This window comes from Ornithinibacillus massiliensis, assembly GCF_018310345.1.
Classification (GTDB): domain Bacteria; phylum Bacillota; class Bacilli; order Bacillales; family Amphibacillaceae; genus Ornithinibacillus; species Ornithinibacillus massiliensis.
In genome coordinates, this window is the sequence record NZ_JAGXBY010000004.1 from 245298 (window position 1) to 267310 (window position 22013).

Consider the following 22013-nt stretch of genomic DNA (forward strand, 5'->3'; position numbering starts at 1 on the left):
ATCGACGACCAGTAATTTATAATTGGTTTAAGTTAACTCCTACAAGAAAATAAAGTATGCAACAAAGATGACAAACAGTACATACATAACTGGATGGATTTGTTTCGCCTTTCCAGAAACAAGCATTGTGATTGGATAGAAAATAAATCCAATTGCAATACCAGTAGCAATACTGTATGTTAATGGCATCATAATAACGGTTAAGAAGGCTGGAACAGCGATTGCGAAGTTATTCCAATCGATATCCTTTAACGCTGTTGCCATCAATACCCCAACAATAATCAATGCTGGTGCTGTAACTGCTGATGTCACAATACTTAATAGTGGCGAGAAGAATAACGCTAATAGGAAAAATCCTGCCGTCACGACCGAAGTAAATCCAGAACGTCCACCAACTCCAACACCTGAAGAAGATTCGACGAAGGAAGTAGTAGTTGACGTACCTACTGCTGCACCAACAACTGTCGCTGCTGAGTCAGCAAACAACGCCTTACCAGCACGCGGTAATTTATTATCCTTCATTAATCCTGCTTGTGTTGATACCGCAACTAAAGTTCCTGCCGTATCAAAGAAATCGACAAATAAGAAAGTAAGAATGACAACTAGCATTTGGATAGTGAAAATGTCACCAAAGTGTGCAAATGCTTGCCCGAACGTAGGTTCAAGACTTGGTACACTTCCAACAATACCATTGAACTCAGACAAACCGAAAATCAATCCAACAATAGTAGTAATGATCATACCATAAAAAATACCTGCTTTTAATTTAAGCGCTAATAGAATTACAGTTACTACTAATCCAAATATAGCAAGTAATACCATCGGATTGGTAAAATCCCCTAGGCCTAATAACGTATCTGGATCACCTACAATAATTTCAGCATTTTGAAGACCAACAAATGCAATAAATAATCCAATACCTGCTCCTACTGCTTTCTTCAATTCAGCAGGGATAGCGTTAATTACTTTTTCACGAAGACCAGTTAATGTTAGCACAATAAAAATAAGTCCAGAAGCTAATACCCCAGCTAATGCTGTTTCCCAAGGAATACCCATTCCAATAACAACCGAAAATGCAAAGAATGCATTTAATCCCATTCCCGGTGCTAGGGCGATAGGATACTTCGCAATAAGACCCATTAATAACGTACCTACTGCTGCAGCGATTGCTGTTGCTGTAAATACCGCCCCTTGATCCATACCTGTTTCCTTTAAAATATCTGGGTTAACAAATAATATATATGCCATTGCTAAGAACGTTGTTAATCCGGCAGTAAATTCGGTGCGGAGATTAGTTCCTAATTGTTCAAATTGAAAAAACTTCTTCATTACTTTTCCTCCTAAAATAACTAAAAATGAATGCAAATAAAAAAAAGCAAGCTTAAATCCACCAATTGGGGACTTAAGCTTGCTACCAAAAAACTACGTGAGAAAAGTAATTGGATTCTAGTAAATAATAAACTATCATCTAAATATTACTAATCTGCGTAGTCAGACCATTTACGGTGGTCTGGTAGAAACTTTGGGCCATATCCCCTAAATTATACGCAAAGTATTCTTTTACCTTGTTTCAGATAATATGTTACTATTTTACTAGTTAAATGTCAACCATTCCCGAACGTTTTTAAAAATAATAAAAATAATGTTCGCCTTTTCACCCACGTCCCAAAAGGGTTTCGAGACTTAAGGAAGAAATCCCTCTCCCCTCACATCTAAATTCACCCATCAATGATTTACTATCACCTCAAATAATAGCAACATCATTTTCAACAATTATAAGTAACTATCCTCTTTTAGAAGTGCATTTTACTTGTTTAAACGGCATTACCTCAGTAATAATAAGAAAACACATTTTAAAAATATCGGAGGATTAAACAATGCCAGTCTATACACGAAAAGCAACAATACATGACTTAGAAGCAATTATGTCAATTCTAAATGATGGAATTGCCTATCTAAAGGAGCAAGGATTACCACAATGGCAAAATGGGGATGGTCCGACACCTGAATTAATTAAGCAAGATATCGAAAAAGGATATGCACATGTCTTAATCTCCGATAACAAGATAGCAGGATATGGCGCATTAGTTCCAGGTCCAGAAGCGCCTTACGAAAATATGACGGGAGGATCATGGAAAGGACAAGAGGATTCTTACATCGTTATCCATAGAATAGCGGTAGATTTACATGTCCGTGGCAAAGGGTTATCCAAAATCTTATTACATGATTTAATTGTACTCTCTCGTCACATGGAATATAAAGATGTACGTATTGACACATATCCAAAAAATGAAATTATGCAAAAAGTGATTGTAAATGCAGGATTTCATTATAGTGGCATGATTTATTTTCCTGTTGAACACGGTGAGCGTAAAGCATATCAGCTTTTACTTGATTGATAGGTAGAATATAAATAGCCCAAACCTGATTGGTATGGGCTATTTGCTATTTCAAATTAATTAATCAAAACATATAATACCTTGATTTTCAATTGCTTCGGCATGCTTATCACCTATACCTTTCACTCGTTTTAGGTCACTGTATGATGAAAATGGACGAAGACTAACAATTTGCGATGCTCGTTCAGGACCAACCTGGTAAATAGCTTGTAATTCTGATTCTGATGCACTATTGATATGAACTGTCCCTGCTCCACAGCTATTGCTTGAATCTGATGAGCTGTCCGAATTAGATGAAGCCGTTGTCGACTCAGCACTTTTAGTAGTGGCTGTCTTTGTAGAATTTGATTCTAATGATGAAATCTCATCCTGCAAATCTGCGATTTTATCTTCATACTTCTCTTGAAGCTTATCTAGTTCACTTTCTGCACTTACTAATTGCTCCTCTAAATCCTCTTTCTCCTTACTTAATTCTTGAATATGCTCCTCGTATTCTGCTATTAATGTGTCCTTTTCATCTATAACACCTTCTAATTCAACTACTGTTGCTTGTGCCTCCTCCAGTTGATAAGCAGCAGAACACCCTGATAATATCATGGCAAAAAGAACAAAAGAAAGTAACCAAGCATTTTTGGGAATCCATTGTTTCACAACTGAGTTTTTTTGGTTTAATACTGCATACAAAGGAATAATAAGCGTAATCAAAAGAATAAATAAGTTCATTTCCCCACTCCTGATTAATCATATAATTTCCTTGATTATCCAAAAAATACGCAGTAAAATCAATATATCTTATTAATCACAAAATATTCCCACTTTTACTCCACACGCTTTTTAGCATTTTTGCTACCGTAAGCGTTTAAAGTTATCTATTACATATTTATAATTTTATAAGTTTATATCACAATTACTGTCTATTAATTAAACATTGACAAGAAAAACCGTTTTGGTGGGAAAGTAGGGGGAAATACTAATAAAATAAAGCCTATTTTACAGATTTGTATTTCAAACAAATCTTGTAAAATAGGCTTTTCCATTTATAAACCAATTAGTTAATTATTCCCACTCTACTTTCACGGTGCTAGATATAGAGCAATATCATTGATTTTAAAGGGTTTTAAAGAAGTATCAATCCATATAAATTGATATAAAAAATTAAAATAATGCAATTTTAATGCAATAAATGCAAATCGCAATTTAGAGTTATCACTAAATTATTTGATGTCTAAAACAAGAGACGTTTCATAATGAAGCGTCTTTTTTTATAGAAAGAATTGGAGATGAATATATTAGAATACTATATGATAACAATTTCACCTTTAAAAAATATATTTCATGTCATTTGAATAGTAACTAACTGAAAGATGACATTATTTTTGTTCAAAGTTATTGATGGAAAATATAGTTGACAAGAAAGTGTATAAGCGGAAATTGTTTTTTTAATTTATGTGGGCTATATTATTGTGATTAATCGATCACATGTTCCTACACCTATTTTCCATTTCTAGTTATTTGTCGTTCTAGTAGAACCTATTTTTATATGCTTATAGTACAATAGACATATAAAACTCTTTAGGAAAACTGTAAAAATAACTAGCAGCCTACATGTTGAAAAAATATGTAGGATAGTGAATGGAGGTAGTATAAGTGGATAATACAAGAATAGAAAAAAAAGCGGCAAGTGTAATTAATGAATTATTTTTGGATAGAGCAAGACAAATTGATCCTAACGTTACAACTGGAGACAAAGGAATATCATTTGATGGTAGTGCGGTTATTTTCTCAGACGATCAGATTACAAAATCCTCTTATTTAAGTAGTATACCGGTACAGGTAAAAGGGAAAGTAGTTGACACTTTTTCGGATAAAATTGCGAAATTTTATAAATTTGATAGAGATACATTTAAAAATTTTCAATATGAAGATGGTGTTGTGGTATTTCTAGTTGAAATACTCAAAGAAAATTTCCAAGAAACAAAAGTATTCTTTGGATTCTTAGATGCGAAATTATTGGAGAACATATTGAATGATTTGAACGATAGTGACAACAATACAAGATTTATCGAATTGGATGAGTTATCGCCTAAACTGGATTTAGATGAAAAATTTCGAGAAATTGCTATCCAACGAAAAGTGTATGGCTTTAAAGATGCTAAGGTTGATGCATTTTTAAAGAATGGCTTTTCTGTAGAAAAATTTTCTAATAGCTTTGAAAAAAGCGTAGTAGAAAGTGCTTCTAAAAATATTGAACAATATGAATACAAGAATCCAAATTCACAGTTCAATATAAAACTTAAAAAAAATATGTTGAAGGTATTATCTCAAAACCTTATACTAGACACTTTTAAACTCTCAAGTGTTTATGCCAAGATTAAAAAGTTAAACTTAATAGATCTCCTGCCAGAGAACAATAAAAATTTAGCAATGCTAATTAAGGCAAGATATAAAGCAATGAGTAGAGATTTTGATTCAGCACGAGCAGTACTCACTGAATTTAGCGATTCTACAAATGAATGGCAAAAAGAGTACGACAAGATATTGATTGAATCAAATTATGATATTGATGAGATCGCTCCATTGATAAATAAAAGTATTCTAAGCGATGATGAAAGAGTAAAATATTTAGCTGCATATTATCTTGAGAATAATAAGCTATCCCAATTTTATGAATTATTATCAAGTGATTCAGCTGAAGATGAAGAATGGCAGTATTTGCATGGACAATATCTTTTGCGATTAGGTAGCTACAAAGAAGCTATAGAAGTATTGCGCCAATTGAACCAAAGCCGATATATGATAGGAATCAAGTTTGATGAATTAGATGCACGCTTTGCTCTTATTGCAAATGACTTATTCTTTGGCCTTCGGAATAGGACAGAAGCAGTTAATAATGAATTGGCTTTTTTACTAGATGATATTGAAGTGGTTCGTCAAAGAGTAGCTAAGGTCGATTATATTGAAGTGCCTGTTTTGGAAAGATTGCACTTTGAATCAAAAATATTGTTTGAGCCAAAAGAAGGTTTGAAAAGGATAGATCAACTGCTCAGGAACAAAGGAAGTGACTACGATACTCAATATCTGATTGAGTGGAAAATCAAAATGCTATTTTTGTTGGATAAGACTGATAATGCATTGAATTACATTGATCAACTGTCCGAAAAACAGATAAGTGCTAAGGTGATAATGTTTAAAATATTACTATTTAGTAAACAATCAGCACATAGAACTGCTCTTGACTATATCAGCGAGCTTTTTGAAACATTGAAAGTTAGCGGCAATGAGCATTTATTTGGTTTTTTAACGCAATCTTATCTAGTTGCTGCGAATAATTATTATGTTGTAGATGAAAATACTTTTGATACGACTATTTCTAACTTGATGGATAAGTACCGATTAGAATTACCCCTTTTATTCGAATTGGAGAACAGCCGAAAACACCTTGGGAATAAAAGATATGGCGAATCATTCGGCTTAATTGTTGATAGATTTGCAGACTATCCCGATTCAGAAAAAGTACAGGATGCCAAAGCATTTCTGCTTCGAAATAACGAGCTAGGATTGGCTCAACAACTATATCCTGCTATTGCAGCAATTGATCAGCAATCGGCAGATGAAATAGTAGCAACTTTATATCTACAAAACAATAAAAATTCAGAGTCTCTTGTAGCTATAAGTAAATACTCAGACTCTGACCTTTCTGAATCAATAATTGCTATTAAAGCTGAAGCTCTTAATAGATTAAATCAATTCAGAGCAACGTTACAATTATACAAAAACACAACTGGAACGACTTCCAATTTTTTGAATCAAGTTTTGATAGCAAAAATTAATATCCATGACAAAGAAGATATAGAATCGATAATTGAGACAGGAATGGAATCCAACAACATTTATTTTAAATTAAATGCTGCTGTTGCACTAATACATTATGGAATAGATTTGCCACAAGGTGTTCAGATGATTGAGAAATATATCTTAAAAGAGAGATTCAACAATAGTGAATTGAATAATATTCTGATTACCTCCCATTTCTCTAACGTAAAAAAATTTGAAAATAATAATTCCTTAGATTTATACAACAATATTCAACTTAAATGGTATAAATTCAAAGAAGCTGAAGATTTACGAGAGTTCGTTTTAGTACCAAAAGGATGGAATCTTGAGAATTACGACAATCTTGAATTTCAAGAAACAGACTCTAACTTCAGTTTAATTGTTCAAGGAATCTCAGTTGGAGATTCCGTGAATTTTGAAAATAGAGAGTACACTCTTATTGAGGAAAAACCGCTGTCACTTTTTGTTTTTCATGAGTCATTAGGGAGAGAGAGTGGTGAAATCGGCAGTGGTAAACCAATTACGTCGATTAGATTAAATTTGAAAGATAATGATTTAAGTAGCTTTATTGAAGTTATGAAAAAATTCGATACATCAGATCAGTATAACAAGATACATGATTATTATAAGCAATTCCATTTCCCATCCATCTATAGCAAAATAATATCTAAGGAAGATATGTTTGAATTTTATTTAGATTTTTTTAATGATAAAAATATAGAGTACTATGTTGGCTCTGAAGTTGAATACAATTCGAATTCTAACTATCAAATAAGTGTATCCTCTATAGCTTTTCTAGCGAGTTTAAGTCTACTTGATATCTTAAAAGAATATCAAAATGTATTTTTGGAGGAAACACAAAAAGCATGGCTAGAGAATAGATTCTCAAAAGAACTCGAAAGTACAACTGCTGGAAGGTTGAATTTAGTAGATGAGGATAATCTAGTTTTGAATGAAAAGACCGAAGAGCAAAAGAGAGAATTAAAAGACATATATCGTAAAGTTGTATTATCTTCACGCTCTTTAAAATCGACTAGTGTTGGTTTGATTGATGATAAAGTAAACAAATTGCTTCAATTTGATGAATCCAGCAATCAAGCTGCAATCAATGAAAAAAGGATATTGTTATGTGAAGATGAAGCACTTCAGGTGGTTTGGAAGATTGAAGTTGGATTACAAGTGAGTAGTGTGGGCATACTGATAAGTCATTACTTTTTAGAAATTGAAAAAAATGCAGACGGTTTTCTAGATGTTTTGATTCAAGTAATTGAACTCAAAAGTGCTTGGAAATTACAAATGAGCACTCTAAAAAAAATGAGTGTGTTGGTTATGGAATCTCAAAATACATCCCTCATGAGCAAATTCAATAACTGGTTTAATTCCTATGTAGAATATTTTAAAAGCTAACAAAAATAATCAAATAGTTGTCGAATTCAGTTACTGGTTTCCAAAACTCTACTATTCAAATTTAGTTAAAATCTATAAATTACAGCCATTATTACTGTAGAGGCGTTCATTTCATTTGGACGTCTTTTTTTATGGGAAAATTTAATATCAATAGTGATAAAAACTTAAAGATTCGTCCTACATTTTTATCATTTCAATAATTGCATTTAACGTCGTTTGGATGGTTCCCACCATCAGTTGGTGTTTTTTTGTTGTTAAATTGGAGGTGAAATAATTGAAAAACAATATGTTTAATAAAGAAAATAGTACACCCTTAAAAATTGGTAGTCTTTTTGATGGAATTGGTGTCTTCCCCCTCTCTGCTTCCCGTTTTGGAATTGATCCAACATGGGCAAGTGAGATTGAAAAAGCACCTATATCTATTACAAAACCACTTTCCTAACATGATTCATTTTGGAGATATTACTAAAGTAAATGGTGGGGAAATTCCACCTGTTCATATCATTACATTTGGTTCACCTTGTCAGAACCTATCCAATATTGGTAAACGAGAAGGTCTTACTGGAAGTCAATCCAGTTTATTTTATCATGCAATACGAATTATAGAAGAAATGAGGTGTGCAACGAATGGAACATATCCAGTTATCGCTGTTTGGGAAAACGTCATGGGAGCTTTTTCATCAAATAACAGGTTGGATTTTAAGACCGTGCTTGAATCGTTCGCAAATACCGAAATTTCAATGCCTAATTCTGGAGTCTGGGCAAACGCTGGAATGGTCCGAGGGAATGATGTTGATATCGCTTGGCGATTGTTGGATGCCCAATATTGGGGAAAGCCCACACTCGCTCAAAGAAGAAGACGTATCTTCCTCGTGGCAGATTTTGGAGGATCACGTGCCACAGAAATATTATTTAAAGCCCGTGATTTGCAATCGATTTTTACGTCTTGCAGAGAAAGCAGGCTGTCCTCCCCCATTACCAGTAGAATATCTTCTCAAAAAGCAGGGGGGAAAATACCCATCGTCCGCCCCTTTCAAGAAAGACGCATGCGAAGCACAGCTAAAGAAAGAAACAAAAAAGGATTTCATGGAAGTTTCGGAAAAACAAACGATCCCTTCCCTACTTTGTTAGCGGGCTCTGTCAATAACTTTTCTTTTTGGTACGAAGGGAAAGAAAATGAAGGCTATATTCGGCAGCTTACTCCATTGGAATGCGAACGTTTAATGGGTTTACCAGAGGGTTGGACAGCCTTAGGGAACAAAGGTGAAGCGATTAGTGATTATGCTAGATATAAGGCAATCGGAAATGCGATTGCTGTACCATGTGCGGAATATATTATGGCTGGTATTGCTGAAGTTTTATAGATAATAAAACTAACGTATGACAAATTCTATCTGTCATGCTTTTTTTATTGCCCAAAATAAGGTGGTGTGATTTATATGGAAGAAATTGAAACGAAAGTAATGGATTGGATTGAAGATCATTTTGTTTTAAATGAGATAGAGATTGAAGACTTTCCGTTTTTTCCTCATGGAAAATTGATACGTGATAAAAATGAAGAAACGATGGTTGTTTTTTGGTGTGTAATTTATGGACGTGTGGATTATCGACTACAAGAAGCATAGGAGTGATTGACAAATGAAAGAGTATTTTCCCCGTTCCCCTCCCTTCTCCCCTTGCTTACTAATAAATAACAAAAATTAAAACAAGAAGAGAGGTCTATATAATGGAGTTAAAACATGTCATTCCAAATATGGAAAAAACGTTTGGAAATTTAGAATATGCTGGTGAAGGTAAGGTGGAACAACGCCGTATTAATGGGCGTATGACAACATTGTCACGTAGTTATAATTTGTACTCCGATATTCAACGTGCAGATGATATTGAGGTAATCTTGCCTCAAGAAGCCGGAGAGAAATTTTTTGAACATGAAGAAAAAGTGAAATTGGTCAATGCAAAAATTACCGCAGAAGGTTATAAAATTGGTGATCGCGGTTTTACAAAATACATTTTACATGCTGACGATATGGTCAAAGCATAAGGAGGAAAAAACATGAGGTTAGCAGAAGGAATTGTCATTGATAAAGAAAAGACATTCGGATTATTAAAGTTTTCGTCATTACGTCGGGAAGTGTTTTTGCAAAATGAAGATGGAACGGTATCAACAGAAGTAAAAGAACGCACGTATGATTTAAAGTCTCGTGAACAAGGACGTATGATTCAAGTAAGTATTCCTGCATCCGTTCCATTAAAAGACTTTGATTATAATGCAGAAGTGGAACTGATTAATCCTGTCGCAGATACAGTCGCAAATGCAACTTTTCGTGGTGCGGATGTGGATTGGTATATCAAGGCAGATGACTTGGTTTTAAAAGGGAAAACAGCGTCGCCAGGCACTAACACTCAAAAATCCACTCCATCCAAAGATAAATAATGAAATTTTACAAAAAAAGAGGGAAGCGAATTCGACCGAGTGACGCCTCTCTCTTTTTTCAATTTATCTTTTTTGGGTTGTTTGGTGTATGGCTCGTTTACTTTATCCCTTTTCATATAAAGTTTTTACTTTCGACAACGTGGGAAGTTGATCCATTTCAAACTCACTTTATAAGTACGTATGGATTCAGTTCCCTAATTATTAGTTTGCTATTGATGGCAATCTGTGCATTTGTTTATTATCGGTATCGTTATAACCATCTAAAACAGTTGATGCATCGTCAAAAGCTCGCAAAGATGATTTTAGACAATCGGTGGTATGAAACAAAACAAGTGATAAATGAAGGATTTTTCAAAGATATCCCATCTAGTAAGGCGAAGGAAAAAATGACTCATTTTCCAAAGATGTATTATCGGTATGAAAAAGGCATGATTCATATTCAAGTAGAAATAACACTTGGTAAATATCAAGAGCCACTTTTAAATTTGGAAAAAAAGTTAGAAAGTGGCTTGTATTGTGAGTTAGTGACAAAGGAATTACATGATTCCTATGTGGAGTATGTGCTTTTTTATGATATGATTTCGAACCGTATTTCGATTGATGAAGTCATTGCGCAAAACGGTCGTTTAAAGCTCATGAAATCAATGGATTGGGAATACAATCAGCTGCCACATATGTTGATTGCTGGCGGAACAGGTGGCGGAAAAACGTATTTTATTCTTACATTGATTGAAGCGTTGTTAAAAACGAATGCGAAGTTATATATTTTAGATCCGAAAAATGCAGATTTAGCCGATCTAACTACTGTCATGCCTGGAGTATATTATAAAAAAGAAGACATGATGGCATGTATTAACCAATTTTATGAAGATATGATGGCTCGAAGTGAAGAAATGAAACAAATGCAAGGATATAAAACAGGGGAAAATTATGCTTACTTGGGTTTGCCTCCCCATTTTCTAGTGTTTGACGAATACGTAGCTTTTATGGAAATGCTTGCTTCTAAAGAAAGTACAGCTGTATTAACGAAACTAAAACAAATTGTAATGTTAGGTCGTCAAGCCGGTTTCTTTCTTATTCTCGCCTGTCAGCGGCCAGATGCAAAGTATTTAGGCGATGGGATTCGTGATCAATTTAATTTTCGCGTTGCTTTAGGCAGAATGTCCGAACTAGGATATGGCATGATGTTCGGATCGGATGTCCAAAAACAATTTTTCCTAAAACAAATTAAAGGACGCGGGTATGTCGATAAAGGTGATGGTGTCATTTCTGAATTTTACACACCTCTTGTCCCCAAAGGACATGATTTTCTAAAAGAAATTGGAAAGTTAGTGTCATAAAGGCTGCCCAGTGCGGCGGCGTGCGAAGCGAAAGCCGACGTGCTGGGCTAAGCCTGCGTGGCGACAGCCACGCCTTAACCCCCCAATTCTAACAGGGGGGTAGAAAAACAATAAGAAACTGTTCCAAAAGCCAATAACACCTGATGGCGCAACGGTTTGGAGCATATCAAGAAGATGTCAGCTTTTAACCTTTAGTTGACATCTTTTTTTAGTTTGGAGGAATGCACATGAATCAAGTACCTTGGTATCAACGGTTAAAAGAAAAACGATTGGAATACGGTGTATCGCAAAATAAACTAGCTACTCATATTGGGATTTCAAGACAATATATGAGTGAAATTGAAACGGGAAAAGTAACACCTTCCGATTCGCTAAAAAATTCCTTGTTCGATATTTTAGAGCAATTTAATCCAAATGCTCCACTGGAAATCTTGTTTGATTATGTACGAATTCGATTTTTAACAACAAACCCGAAGCCTGTCATTGAAGAGATTTTGAAACTCAAAATGGAGTACATGTTACATGAGGATTTTGCATTTTACTCTTATATGGAACAATACGTTTTTGGTGATATTGTGGTCATCGTTTCACCCGATGAAGACAAAGGCTGTTTACTTGAACTTAAAGGAAAGGGATGCAGACAATTTGAGAATTTCTTACTAGCACAGCAACGAACATGGTTCGATTTTTTTATGGACGTGTTTCGTGTTGGCGGAGTTTTCAAACGAATTGATCTTGCGATAAACGATAAAACAGGGATATTGGATATTCCATTTCTGACTAACAAATGTCGTAATGAAGAATGTATCTCTGTTTTCCGTAGTTTTAAAAGCTATCGTTCTGGTGAACTTGTGCAGAGTGAAGACAAGCCTGACATGGGAAATACGTTATATATTGGCTCTTTAAAAAGTGACGTGTACTTTTGTGCGTATGAAAAGGATTATGAACAATACGTGAAATTTGGAACATCACTCGAAGATACGGACGTGAAAAATCGCTTTGAAATTCGATTAAAGAATGATCGTGCTTACCATGCGGTTGTCGATCTAATGATGTATGAAGACGCTGGACGGACTGCCTTTTCGATCATTAATCGGTATATTCGTTTTGTCGATAAGGACGAGGAAAAACGTCGCAGTAGTTGGAAAATGAATAAGGAATGGCAACGATTTTTGGATTTGGGTGTGAATAGAAAAATTTCATTAACGACAAAGCCCGAACCTTACACTTTTGATAAGACACTCAGATGGCTAGCTCATCAAGTCGCCCCCACTTGGAAACTAGCGACAAAGATAGATGAACTCAATCAAACGAGTGTAATTAAGGATATGTTGGAACAGACAGAGTTATCCAAGCGCCATCAAAAAATACTCATGCAACAAACCATTCCTATAGAGAAAGTGATTCAACCATCATCAGATAACGAATGATTAACTTTTGAAGGGAGAAAATCCAAATGAATTTTGGGCAGAATTTATACAACTGGTTTCTAAGTAATGCACAATCGTTAGTATTAATGGCAATTGTCGTGATTGGAATTTATTTAGGCTTTAAACGAGAGTTTTCCAAATTGATAGGCTTTTTAATTATTGCTTTGGTTGCGGGGTTGGATTAGTCTTTAATGCGGCCGGAGTGAAAGATGTGTTGTTAAACCTCTTTAATCGAATCATAGGGGCTTAAATTATACCGTTTTTTTGTGGAAGATAAGTGGTCTTCTTATGTTCTGCAAAAAAATGGTGGACCAAACGGTAGTGCGGTAGGGATTAACAAGCCTCATTTGTGTATCAGCAGATAATAAGCTGCTGCTTTTTTTATGGCTATTTTTAATAAAAAGGATGTGATAACTAATGGAAATGCAGGTCTATATAGCTAACCTCGGAAAATATAATGAGGGTGAATTGGTTGGTGCTTGGTTTACCCCACCCATTGATATGGAAGATGTGAAAGAACGTATTGGTTTAAATGACGAATATGAAGAATATGCAATTCATGATTTCGAGTTGCCCTTTGAGGTGGATGAATATACGCCGATTTCTGAAATCAATCGGTTATGTGCAATGGTTCAAGAAATCGAAGGCTCTCCTTTATATGATGCACTATCAGAAGTGCAAGGCTATTGGTTTGATAGTTTGGAAGAATTACTGGAACATCAGGATGACATCATTTGTTATTCTGATTGTGAAGATATGGAAGATGTTGCGAGATACTTGATAGAAGAAACAGGCGTACTTGGAGAAGTCCCTGCTAACTTACAGAATTATATTGATTACAGAGCTTTTGGATGTGACCTTGAAATTGAAGGCAGCTTTCTCGTGACGTCACATGGTGTATTTGAATATGTTCAATAGATGAAGAAGCAGCTTGTTCTCGTACAGGCTGCTTTTTCTATGTACGAAAGGATGATTTTATATGAAAAAACTAAAAAGTTATACTCGTATTTGGTCAGTCGAAAAAGTGATTTATGCCATTAATGATTTTCGTTTACCTTTTCCCGTAACATTCAATCAAATGTCATGGTTTGTACTTTCGCTCTTAGTTGTCATGTTGTTAGGAAATCTTCCCCCGTTATCTTTGATTAATGGTGCATTATTAAAATATGTCGGAATACCAGTTGGTTTGACATGGTTTATGAGCCAGAAAACATTTGATGGCAAAAAACCGTACAGCTTTCTCAAGTCTGCATTGACCTATTGGTTTCGACCTAAAGTTACGTATGCAGGAAAACCTATCAAACTACAACATGTAAAGGTAAATGAAAGCTTAACGGCTGTTAGGAGTGAAATCCATGCGTTATCCGATTAAATATCTTGAAAACAATCTTGTTTTCAATCATGACGGCGAATGTTTTGCGTATTATGAGCTGTTGCCATATAATTATTCGTTTTTATCGGAGAATGAAAAAATACAGGTGCATAACCACTTCCGTCAATTAATTGCACAAAATCAAGACGGCAAAATTCATGCCTTACAGATTAGTACCGCAAGCAGTATTCGTTCGGTACAAGAACGTAGTAAAGAGTTAGTGTCGGGGCGTTTACAAGACGTCGCTTATGAACGTATCGACGACCAAACGGAAGCCCTAGTCTCCATGATCGGGGAACATCAAGTAGACTATCGTTTTTTTATCGGTTTTAAACTTTTGTTGAATGAAGAAGAAGTCAATATGAAATCAATGGGGAAAAATATTAAAAACTCACTATCTTCATTTGTCCGTGATGTAAACCACCATCTGATGGGAGATTTTGTCTCGATGCCACATTAAGAAATTAGACGTTTTTCTAAAATGGAATCTTTATTACAAAACAAAATATCTAGGCGTTTTAAAGTACGCCCTCTAGATAAAAATGACTTTGGCTATCTAATTGAACATCTTCATGGACAGTCAGAAATTGCTTATGACGAATATGATTATGTCCTCCCTCTAAAGAAATTAAAAAGAGAAACTTTGGTGAAGCGTTATGATCTGATTAAACCGACTCGTTGTTTGATTGAGGAAAACCAACGTTATTTAAAAATCGAACAGGAAGAACAAACAACGTATGTGGCATACTTTACGATTAATTCCATTGTCGGTGATCTTGAGTTTCCATCGGATGAAATTTTTTATTATCAACAACAACAATTTGATTTTCCAATTGATACCTCCATGAACGTAGAAATTGTAACGAACAAAAAGGCTTTATCTACCTTACGAAATAAGAAAAAAGAATTGAAAGACTTAGATAATCATGCCTGGGAATCTGATAATGAAACAGGCAGCAATGTCATCGACGCGTTGGAACAGGTCAATGAATTAGAAGATGTGCTCGATCAAAGTAAAGAATCGATGTATAAGTTAAGCTACGTTATTCGCGTATCTGCTTCTAATGAAGACGAACTCAAACAGCGTTGTAATGAAGTCAAAGATTTTTATGATGATTTGAACGTAAAACTGGTTCGTCCATTTGGAGATATGATTGGTTTACACAGTGAATTTATCCCAGCCAGTAAACGGTATATGAATGATTATATCCAATACGTGACTTCTGACTTTTTAGCAGGACTTGGGTTTGGTGCTACACAAATGTTAGGAGAAACGGAAGGGATTTATTTTGGCTATAACTTGGACACAGGAAGAAATGTCTATCTCAATCCAAGTCTAGCCAGTCAAGGCGTGAAAGGTTCTATCACCAATGCGTTAGCTTCTGCATTCTTAGGTTCACTTGGTGGTGGGAAATCCTTTAGTAATAACCTTCTTGTCTATTATTCGGTATTATTTGGTGGTCAAGCACTCATTGTTGATCCCAAGGCGGAACGAGGAAACTGGAAAGAAACATTGCCCGAAATTGCTCATGAAATAAATACTGTCAATTTAACGAGTGAGGAAAGCAATAAAGGATTACTTGATCCTTTTGTCATTATGAAAAAGAAAAAAGACTCGGAAAGTCTTGCAATTGATATTCTTACCTTTCTCACGGGTATATCGAGTCGAGATGGAGATAAATTCCCGGTATTACGACGAGCGATTCGAGCCGTCGGCCAACAGGAAGAACGTGGTTTACTTCTTGTGATCCATGAACTAAGAAGTGATCCCAATCCTTTAGCAGGCCCTATTGCTGACCATATCGAAAGTTTTACGGATTATGACTTCGCCCACCTTCTGTTTTCAGATGGAACAGTGAAAAACTCGATTAGCTTAGAAAAACAATTAAATATCATCCAAGTGGCAGACTTAGTATTACCAGATGCAGAAACAAATTTTGAAGAGTATACGACGATGGAGTTACTTAGTGTCGCTATGCTCATTGTCATTTCTACATTTGCATTAGATTTTATCCATTCGGATCGCAGTGTATTCAAAATTGTAGATTTAGACGAAGCTTGGTCATTCTTGCAAGTAGCACAAGGAAAGACATTATCTAACAAACTAGTGCGAGCGGGGCGTGCGATGAATGCGGGTGTGTACTTCGTCACGCAAAATGCGGCTGATCTAACCGATGAAAAACTAAAAAATAACATTGGTGTGAAGTTTGCTTTTCGCTCTAGGGATATAAATGAAATAAAAAAGACACTTGAATTTTTTGGAGTAGATAAAGAAGATGAAGGGAATCAAAGGAAACTTCGGGAACTGGAGAACGGTCAATGTTTAATTCAAGATTTGTATGGACGTGTGGGGATTATTCAAGTCCACCCTGTCTTTGAAGATTTATTTTATGCTTTTGACACGCGTCCACCTTCACAGGAGAAGAAAGGTGGCGATTAATTTGAACAAACAAAAATGGAAAAAGATTGTCTTAACGGTGGTACTTATTGGTACTGCCGTTTTTCTATGCCTTCTTTTACTTGGAACATTTGCCCAAGCTGCTGGGTTGGTTGATGATACGATATCGGAAGACAATCTGTATTCTAAATATCCGCTTGATCATTACCAACTCGATTTTTACGTAGACACAGGTTGGGATTGGCTGCCATGGAATTGGAATGATGGCATTGGAAAACAAGTGATGTATGGGCTATACACAATCACGAATTTCATTTGGATTATTAGCCTGTATTTATCAAATGCGACAGGCTACTTAATCCAACAAGCTTATTCTCTCGACTTCATTTCCCAAACAGCAGACGCTATCGGGAAAAACATGCAAACATTAGCTGGAATTACAGCAAGTGGGTTCAGTAGTTCTGGATTTTATGTAGGTTTTTTGCTTCTTTTCATTTTAGTGATTGGGATTTACGTGGCATATACAGGATTAATGAAACGGGAAACGACGAAAGCGATTCGGGCAATCCTAAACTTTTTAGTCGTGTTTATTTTGTCAGCTTCTTTTATCGCTTACGCTCCAACATATATTGCTAAAATCAATGATTTTTCAGCAGATATTAGTCAAGCAAGTTTAGATTTAGGAACTAAAATTTTGATGCCTAACTCTACAAGTCAAGGAAAAGACAGCGTTGATCTGATACGGAATAACCTCTTTTCCATTCAAGTGGAACAGCCTTGGATGTTATTACAATTTGGTGATTCGGATAAAGAAACAATTGGCGAAGAACGTGTCGAAACCTTAGTTTCTATCAATCCTGATACGAATAACGGGAAAGATCGTGAAGATGCTGTCAAAGCAGAAATTGAAGACCATGACAATAAAAACTTAACGATTACGAAAACGACCACTCGCTTAGGAATGGTCTTCTTTTTATTTCTATTCAATATTGGGATTTCAATTTTTGTGTTTCTTCTATCGGGAATTATGATCTTCTCGCAAATTCTGTTTATTATCTATGCGATGTTTTTACCCATCAGTTTTTTACTGTCGATGATACCGACTTTTGAAAACATGGGAAAACAGGCGATTATGAAACTATTTAATGTGATTATGCTTCGGGCTGGTATTACGCTCATTATTACAGTTGCTTTTAGTGTTTCATCCATGCTTTACAGCTTAACAACAAGTTATCCATTTTTCTTGATTGCCTTTTTGCAGATCGTGACGTTTTCAGGCATTTACATGAAACTTGGTGACATTATGAGCATGTTTAAACTGCAAAGTAGTGACTCGCAACAAGTTGGACGTCAAGTTATGCGTCGCCCTTACCGAATGTTTAATCGTGGCAGCCGGCGATTACAGCGAACAATCGGACGCACCCTTGCAGGAGCAACAGCTGGAGCAACGGTCGGGGCAATGGTTGGAAAATCAAAGCAAACAAAAGGGTCCTTCCCCCCTATTCGACCGTTACAGCGGCTGACATCAACTGCAAATAACAATAAAGAACGCTCAAATGGCAATACAAAACAAACAACTTTGAGCCAGAAAGTAGGTCAAGTCACAGGAAAAATGCTTGGTGCGAAAAGTCAGTTCCGTGCAAATATAGTTCATCGTAAAGAACAACTGCATGATTTACCTACTACTGCTCAATATGCGGTGATGCAAGGAAAAGAACAGCTTACAAAGCCTACCCGTAATTTTAAAGAAGGCATGAAGCAAGCAAAGGAAAAGAGACAAAAAACACATGCAGACCGTCAAGCAAAACATCGTCAAACCATTGCAGATAGACGGCAAGCATTGGATAAAAAACGTACCCCTTCTCTAAAGACTGCTAGTTATGAACGACCAGTCACGCATGATGTCAATGAATCAGCACATCAAGACAGATTAAAGAACCCAACTGTTCAACAAAAAGAAAAGATAAGACCTGTCGCAAAAAGCGAGCATATGAAGCAATTCAAATTACAACGACAGTTATCGAGTCCAGACAGAAAAGAGTATTTTACAGATAATCCCAAACAACCTGTAAAAAAAGAAAACCGATCTCCCAATGAAGAACGTTCTCGATCAAAAAATAGTCGGACAATCATCGAGCGTCCCTCTAAACCATTGAAACGTACAAACCAGAAACAAATCACTAAGCGTCCAATCCATGCAACTAGGAGGAAACGCTAATGAAAGTCATGAAATTAAAGATCATGTTCATTGCTTTGGGATTAGGCTTTCTTGCCTTTTTAGGATTATTGGCCTTTGTAGCGATTTTTATATCGAATGAAGAACACTCATTAGATAGTGATGACTCCATTGATGAGATAGGCGGTATATCTGTTTCTGCGGATGTGCTAAAACATCAAGCAATGGTAGAAAAATATGCGAAAGAATATGGCATTCTTGAGTATGTTTCTACTCTACTTGCCATTATTGAAGTAGAAAGCGACGGCAAGTTAAAAGATGTGATGCAAAGTAGTGAATCATTGGGATTACCACCAAACACATTGGATACCGAAGCATCGATTCAACAAGGGACAAAATACTTTGCGGATTTATTACGTTCCGCAAAAGCAAGCGGTGTCGATGAGAATACAGTCATTCAAGCATATAACTATGGCGGTGCTTTTATTGATTACGTTGCAAAAAGAGACACACAATATAGTTTTGGACTAGCCGAAAGTTTTGCGAAAGAACGTTCAGGCGGTAGCAGAGTCACTTATTCAAATCCAATAGCCAAAAAGAAAAATGGTGGTTGGCGTTACCGTTATGGCAATATGTTTTATGTCGATTTAGTCAGTCAATATTTTATATCGCCTCACTTCGATGATGAAATGGTTCAGATCGTGATGAATGAAGCTTTAAAGTATGAAGGGTTTCCTTATGTTTTTGGGGGAGATAATCCAAATACTTCTTTTGATTGTAGCGGATTAACACAATGGAGTTATCGAAAGGCGGGTATTAACTTGCCCCGAACAGCGCAGGAACAGTATGACGTGACCGAGCATATACCCTTGTCTGAAGCAAAACCTGGTGATTTAGTATTCTTTCATTCCACATATAATGCAGGAACCTATGTCACTCACGTTGGGATCTATGTTGGGAACAACCAAATGTATAATGCTGGAGATCCAATCGGTTATGCAAATTTAACTACTGCCTACTGGCAAAAGCACTTAATTGGAGCTGGACGTATTAAACAATAGAAAGGTTTGAATCAGATGAGAAGATTTTTTAAAAGAAAAGAAAAACAAACGACCGAAGCAAAATCCAGAAAAATGAAAGTACGGACTGTCGGTACACGTAAAAAAACAGTAACTCTTTTATGGATATTACTTATTGGTAGCCTAGCCTTTGGAATCTATAAAAACTTTACAGCAATTGATCAACATACCGTTCATGAAAGAGAAATCATTGAAACCAAGATCATGGATACCAATGCGATTGAGAGCTTTACAAAAAACTTTGTGAAAGACTACTACACTTGGCAAAACGAAAAAGATTCCATTGAACAACGAGCGGAAAAGATCAGTCACTATTTGACAGAGGAATTACAAGCTTTAAATACCGATACTGTTAGAGTGGATATTCCTACTAGTTCCAGTGTGAGTGGTATTGATATCTGGTCAGTGTCACCAAAGAATGATAGTACCTATGCGGTTGTTTATTCGGTAGATCAAAAAATTACGGAAGATAAAAATAGCGAAAGGGTCCGATCCACCTATCGAATCATACTACATCAAGATAATATAGGTAACTTAGTTATTAAACAAAACCCTACCTTATGGAGCATACCGAATAAATCAGACTATGAGCCACAACAACCTGAAAGTAATGGTACAGTTGATTCCGATACTGTGCAAGAAGTGACAGAGTTTTTGGAGACGTTCTTTACATTTTATCCGACTGCAACAGAACAGGAACTTGATTATTATGTGAAAAATAATGCTTTACCACCGATTGGTAAGGATTATCTATTTTCAGGGCTAGTCAATCCAGTATTCCAGACAATAGAGAACCAAATAAAAGTATGGGTTACTGTTAAATATATTGACGAAGCAACAAAAGCCACACAGTATTCGCAATATATAATCACGTTAGAAAAAGATACAAATTGGATGATTGTCGAGTAAAAATGATTAAGTTTATTTACTGTAGCTTTTTAGAATAAAGGTTTGATCAAAAACAACCCGCAGACCCATAATTAAATTAAAAGAACCCGTTTTGAACCAAGCTGTTTCAGCGATCATTTTTCTTTTGTGATCATGATCAACTATTTTCGGCATTTAAATCACCTCTTGCTTTTATTTCACACACTGTGTTATTATCGTTTCATCACAGTGTGTGAAATAAATAAGGGGGATGTTTAGGTTCTAAAATCACTCATTGGAACATTAAAGCGGATGGACATTAATAAAGTGGTGAAATAGGACCTTCTTAAACAATTAAATCATTTGTAAGGTACATTAAACTTCCTTTTTAACCGAACAAGTTTAATAAATGGTTTTATGAACTGTTTGGGGGATATGAAAAGGAATCTTAGAAATGAAACGAAGATAGTCATGAGCAGTGCCTACTTTTTTCAGGGAAAGGAGATTGAAATAGATGGATCTTCATTACGAAATTAAAGGAAACGGAAAGCCGGTTATACTCCTTCATAGTGGAGCTATGGATTCACGTGACTGGGAATTCATCACACCACATCTTTCAAAGTCGTTCAAAGTAATCACTCTTGATGTCCGGGGTGCAGGAAGGTCACCCATTCCGAATGAACCCATTGATTATGTTGAGGATCTTAGAAAACTTTTGGACCATCTTAAAATTAAGAAAGGTGCTCTCGTTGGACATTCCCTAGGCGGACAAATTGCAACTGATTTTACTCTGACCTATCCGAAAAGGGTTTCTCAACTGGTATTGGTCGCTCCAGGCCTGTCGGGGTTTAAATTTTCTTCCGAACATGCGGAATTAGAGAGCCGAGTTTCTAAAGCTGCACCAGATGTCGAGAAAATGACTAATATAACATTAAGTGAGCCTTCCTGGAGCGTTTCTATCGGAAAAGCATACGATTTATTGCGCGAAATGATGATACATAATATTCAAAAGACCTTTGATTGGAAAACATTCGAAACTGTTTCCTCCAATTCAGCGATGGAAAGATTGGGAGAAATTAAAACGAAGACACTTTTTATCATAGGCGAGGAGGACTCAGAAGATCTCTTTAAAATCGCACAATTATATAAGGAAATTCCCAATATTAACTTTGTGAGTATACCTGGCGCTAATCACATCATCACTTTGACCCATCCTAAGGACGTTTCCGACCACATCAGTCATTTTTTGAGCTTACTAGAATGGTAATATCACGAAA

18 protein-coding genes, 2 pseudogenes and 1 riboswitch are annotated in these 22013 nt (G+C 35.8%); of the genes and pseudogenes, 17 read left to right on the forward strand and 3 right to left on the reverse strand.

Features of this window, described 5'->3' with window-relative positions:
* Nucleotides 1–39 precede the first annotated feature (39 nt).
* A complete protein-coding gene (locus tag KGF86_RS13320; protein ID WP_186869047.1) occupies nt 40–1329 on the reverse strand; it encodes an NCS2 family permease in 1290 nt (429 codons plus the stop codon).
* 139 nt (nt 1330–1468) lie between these two features.
* Nucleotides 1469–1569, reverse strand: a riboswitch (purine riboswitch).
* Between the two features lie 308 nt (nt 1570–1877).
* Here KGF86_RS13320 and KGF86_RS13325 point away from each other — a divergent pair.
* Nucleotides 1878–2399, forward strand: coding sequence for a GNAT family N-acetyltransferase (locus KGF86_RS13325; RefSeq protein WP_186869048.1), 522 nt, complete (start codon nt 1878–1880; stop codon nt 2397–2399).
* A 60-nt stretch (nt 2400–2459) separates the two neighbouring features.
* On the opposite strand, the gene KGF86_RS13330 is transcribed toward KGF86_RS13325, so the two are convergent.
* Nucleotides 2460–3122, reverse strand: coding sequence for a helix-hairpin-helix domain-containing protein (locus tag KGF86_RS13330; RefSeq protein ID WP_186869049.1), 663 nt, complete (start codon nt 3120–3122; stop codon nt 2460–2462).
* 924 nt (nt 3123–4046) lie between these two features.
* Between KGF86_RS13330 and KGF86_RS13335 the strand changes: the two genes are divergently transcribed.
* The 15 genes and pseudogenes from KGF86_RS13335 to KGF86_RS13400 all read left to right on the forward strand — a co-directional run bounded on the left by KGF86_RS13335 (nt 4047) and on the right by KGF86_RS13400 (nt 20778).
* Complete coding sequence (locus KGF86_RS13335) at nt 4047–7640, forward strand: hypothetical protein (protein ID WP_211742166.1); 3594 nt, start codon at nt 4047–4049, stop codon at nt 7638–7640.
* A gap of 274 nt (nt 7641–7914) precedes the next feature.
* Nucleotides 7915–8082: a DNA cytosine methyltransferase gene (locus KGF86_RS19690; protein WP_246521552.1), complete on the forward strand. Its 168-nt coding sequence runs from the start codon at nt 7915–7917 to the stop codon at nt 8080–8082.
* Nucleotide 8083: 1 nt separating this feature from the next.
* A complete protein-coding gene (locus KGF86_RS13340) occupies nt 8084–9004 on the forward strand; it encodes a DNA cytosine methyltransferase (protein WP_246521554.1) in 921 nt (306 codons plus the stop codon).
* Nucleotides 9005–9079: 75 nt separating this feature from the next.
* Nucleotides 9080–9265: a hypothetical protein gene (locus KGF86_RS13345; RefSeq protein WP_211742167.1), complete on the forward strand. Its 186-nt coding sequence runs from the start codon at nt 9080–9082 to the stop codon at nt 9263–9265.
* 101 nt (nt 9266–9366) lie between these two features.
* Nucleotides 9367–9681, forward strand: coding sequence for a YdcP family protein (locus KGF86_RS13350; RefSeq protein WP_095312475.1), 315 nt, complete (start codon nt 9367–9369; stop codon nt 9679–9681).
* A gap of 12 nt (nt 9682–9693) precedes the next feature.
* Nucleotides 9694–10074, forward strand: coding sequence for a YdcP family protein (locus KGF86_RS13355; RefSeq protein WP_095312472.1), 381 nt, complete (start codon nt 9694–9696; stop codon nt 10072–10074).
* Nucleotides 10074–11414: a type IV secretory system conjugative DNA transfer family protein gene (locus KGF86_RS13360; protein ID WP_211742168.1), complete on the forward strand. Its 1341-nt coding sequence runs from the start codon at nt 10074–10076 to the stop codon at nt 11412–11414. Before KGF86_RS13355 ends, KGF86_RS13360 begins: the two co-directional genes overlap by 1 nt.
* A gap of 227 nt (nt 11415–11641) precedes the next feature.
* A complete protein-coding gene (mobT, locus tag KGF86_RS13365; protein ID WP_211742169.1) occupies nt 11642–12844 on the forward strand; it encodes a MobT family relaxase in 1203 nt (400 codons plus the stop codon).
* A 26-nt stretch (nt 12845–12870) separates the two neighbouring features.
* Nucleotides 12871–13094 (forward strand): annotated as a pseudogene (locus tag KGF86_RS13370) (hypothetical protein).
* A gap of 167 nt (nt 13095–13261) precedes the next feature.
* Nucleotides 13262–13762: an antirestriction protein ArdA gene (locus tag KGF86_RS13375; protein WP_211742170.1), complete on the forward strand. Its 501-nt coding sequence runs from the start codon at nt 13262–13264 to the stop codon at nt 13760–13762.
* Between the two features lie 61 nt (nt 13763–13823).
* The gene (locus KGF86_RS13380) at nt 13824–14216 is read left to right on the forward strand and encodes a conjugal transfer protein (protein ID WP_095312461.1); all 393 of its coding nucleotides are present in this window, start codon (nt 13824–13826) and stop codon (nt 14214–14216) included.
* Nucleotides 14200–16656: pseudogene (tcpF, locus tag KGF86_RS13385) on the forward strand (conjugal transfer ATPase TcpF). Before KGF86_RS13380 ends, tcpF begins: the two are co-directional and overlap by 17 nt.
* 1 nt (nt 16657) lies before the next feature.
* The gene (locus KGF86_RS13390; protein ID WP_211742171.1) at nt 16658–18832 is read left to right on the forward strand and encodes a CD3337/EF1877 family mobilome membrane protein; all 2175 of its coding nucleotides are present in this window, start codon (nt 16658–16660) and stop codon (nt 18830–18832) included.
* An 8-nt stretch (nt 18833–18840) separates the two neighbouring features.
* Nucleotides 18841–19851, forward strand: a complete 1011-nt coding sequence (locus tag KGF86_RS13395; protein ID WP_211742232.1) for a bifunctional lytic transglycosylase/C40 family peptidase — start codon at nt 18841–18843, stop codon at nt 19849–19851.
* Between the two features lie 15 nt (nt 19852–19866).
* Nucleotides 19867–20778 carry a conjugal transfer protein gene (locus tag KGF86_RS13400; protein ID WP_156988922.1) on the forward strand — a complete coding sequence of 304 codons (912 nt, stop codon included), beginning with the start codon at nt 19867–19869 and terminating at the stop codon, nt 20776–20778.
* A gap of 12 nt (nt 20779–20790) precedes the next feature.
* On the opposite strand, the gene KGF86_RS13405 is transcribed toward KGF86_RS13400, so the two are convergent.
* Nucleotides 20791–20931 carry a hypothetical protein gene (locus KGF86_RS13405; protein WP_181397695.1) on the reverse strand — a complete coding sequence of 47 codons (141 nt, stop codon included), beginning with the start codon at nt 20929–20931 and terminating at the stop codon, nt 20791–20793.
* A 319-nt stretch (nt 20932–21250) separates the two neighbouring features.
* Between KGF86_RS13405 and KGF86_RS13410 the strand changes: the two genes are divergently transcribed.
* On the forward strand, nt 21251–22003 hold the full coding sequence (locus KGF86_RS13410; RefSeq protein ID WP_211742172.1) for an alpha/beta fold hydrolase: 753 nt from the start codon (nt 21251–21253) through the stop codon (nt 22001–22003).
* Nucleotides 22004–22013 lie beyond the last annotated feature (10 nt).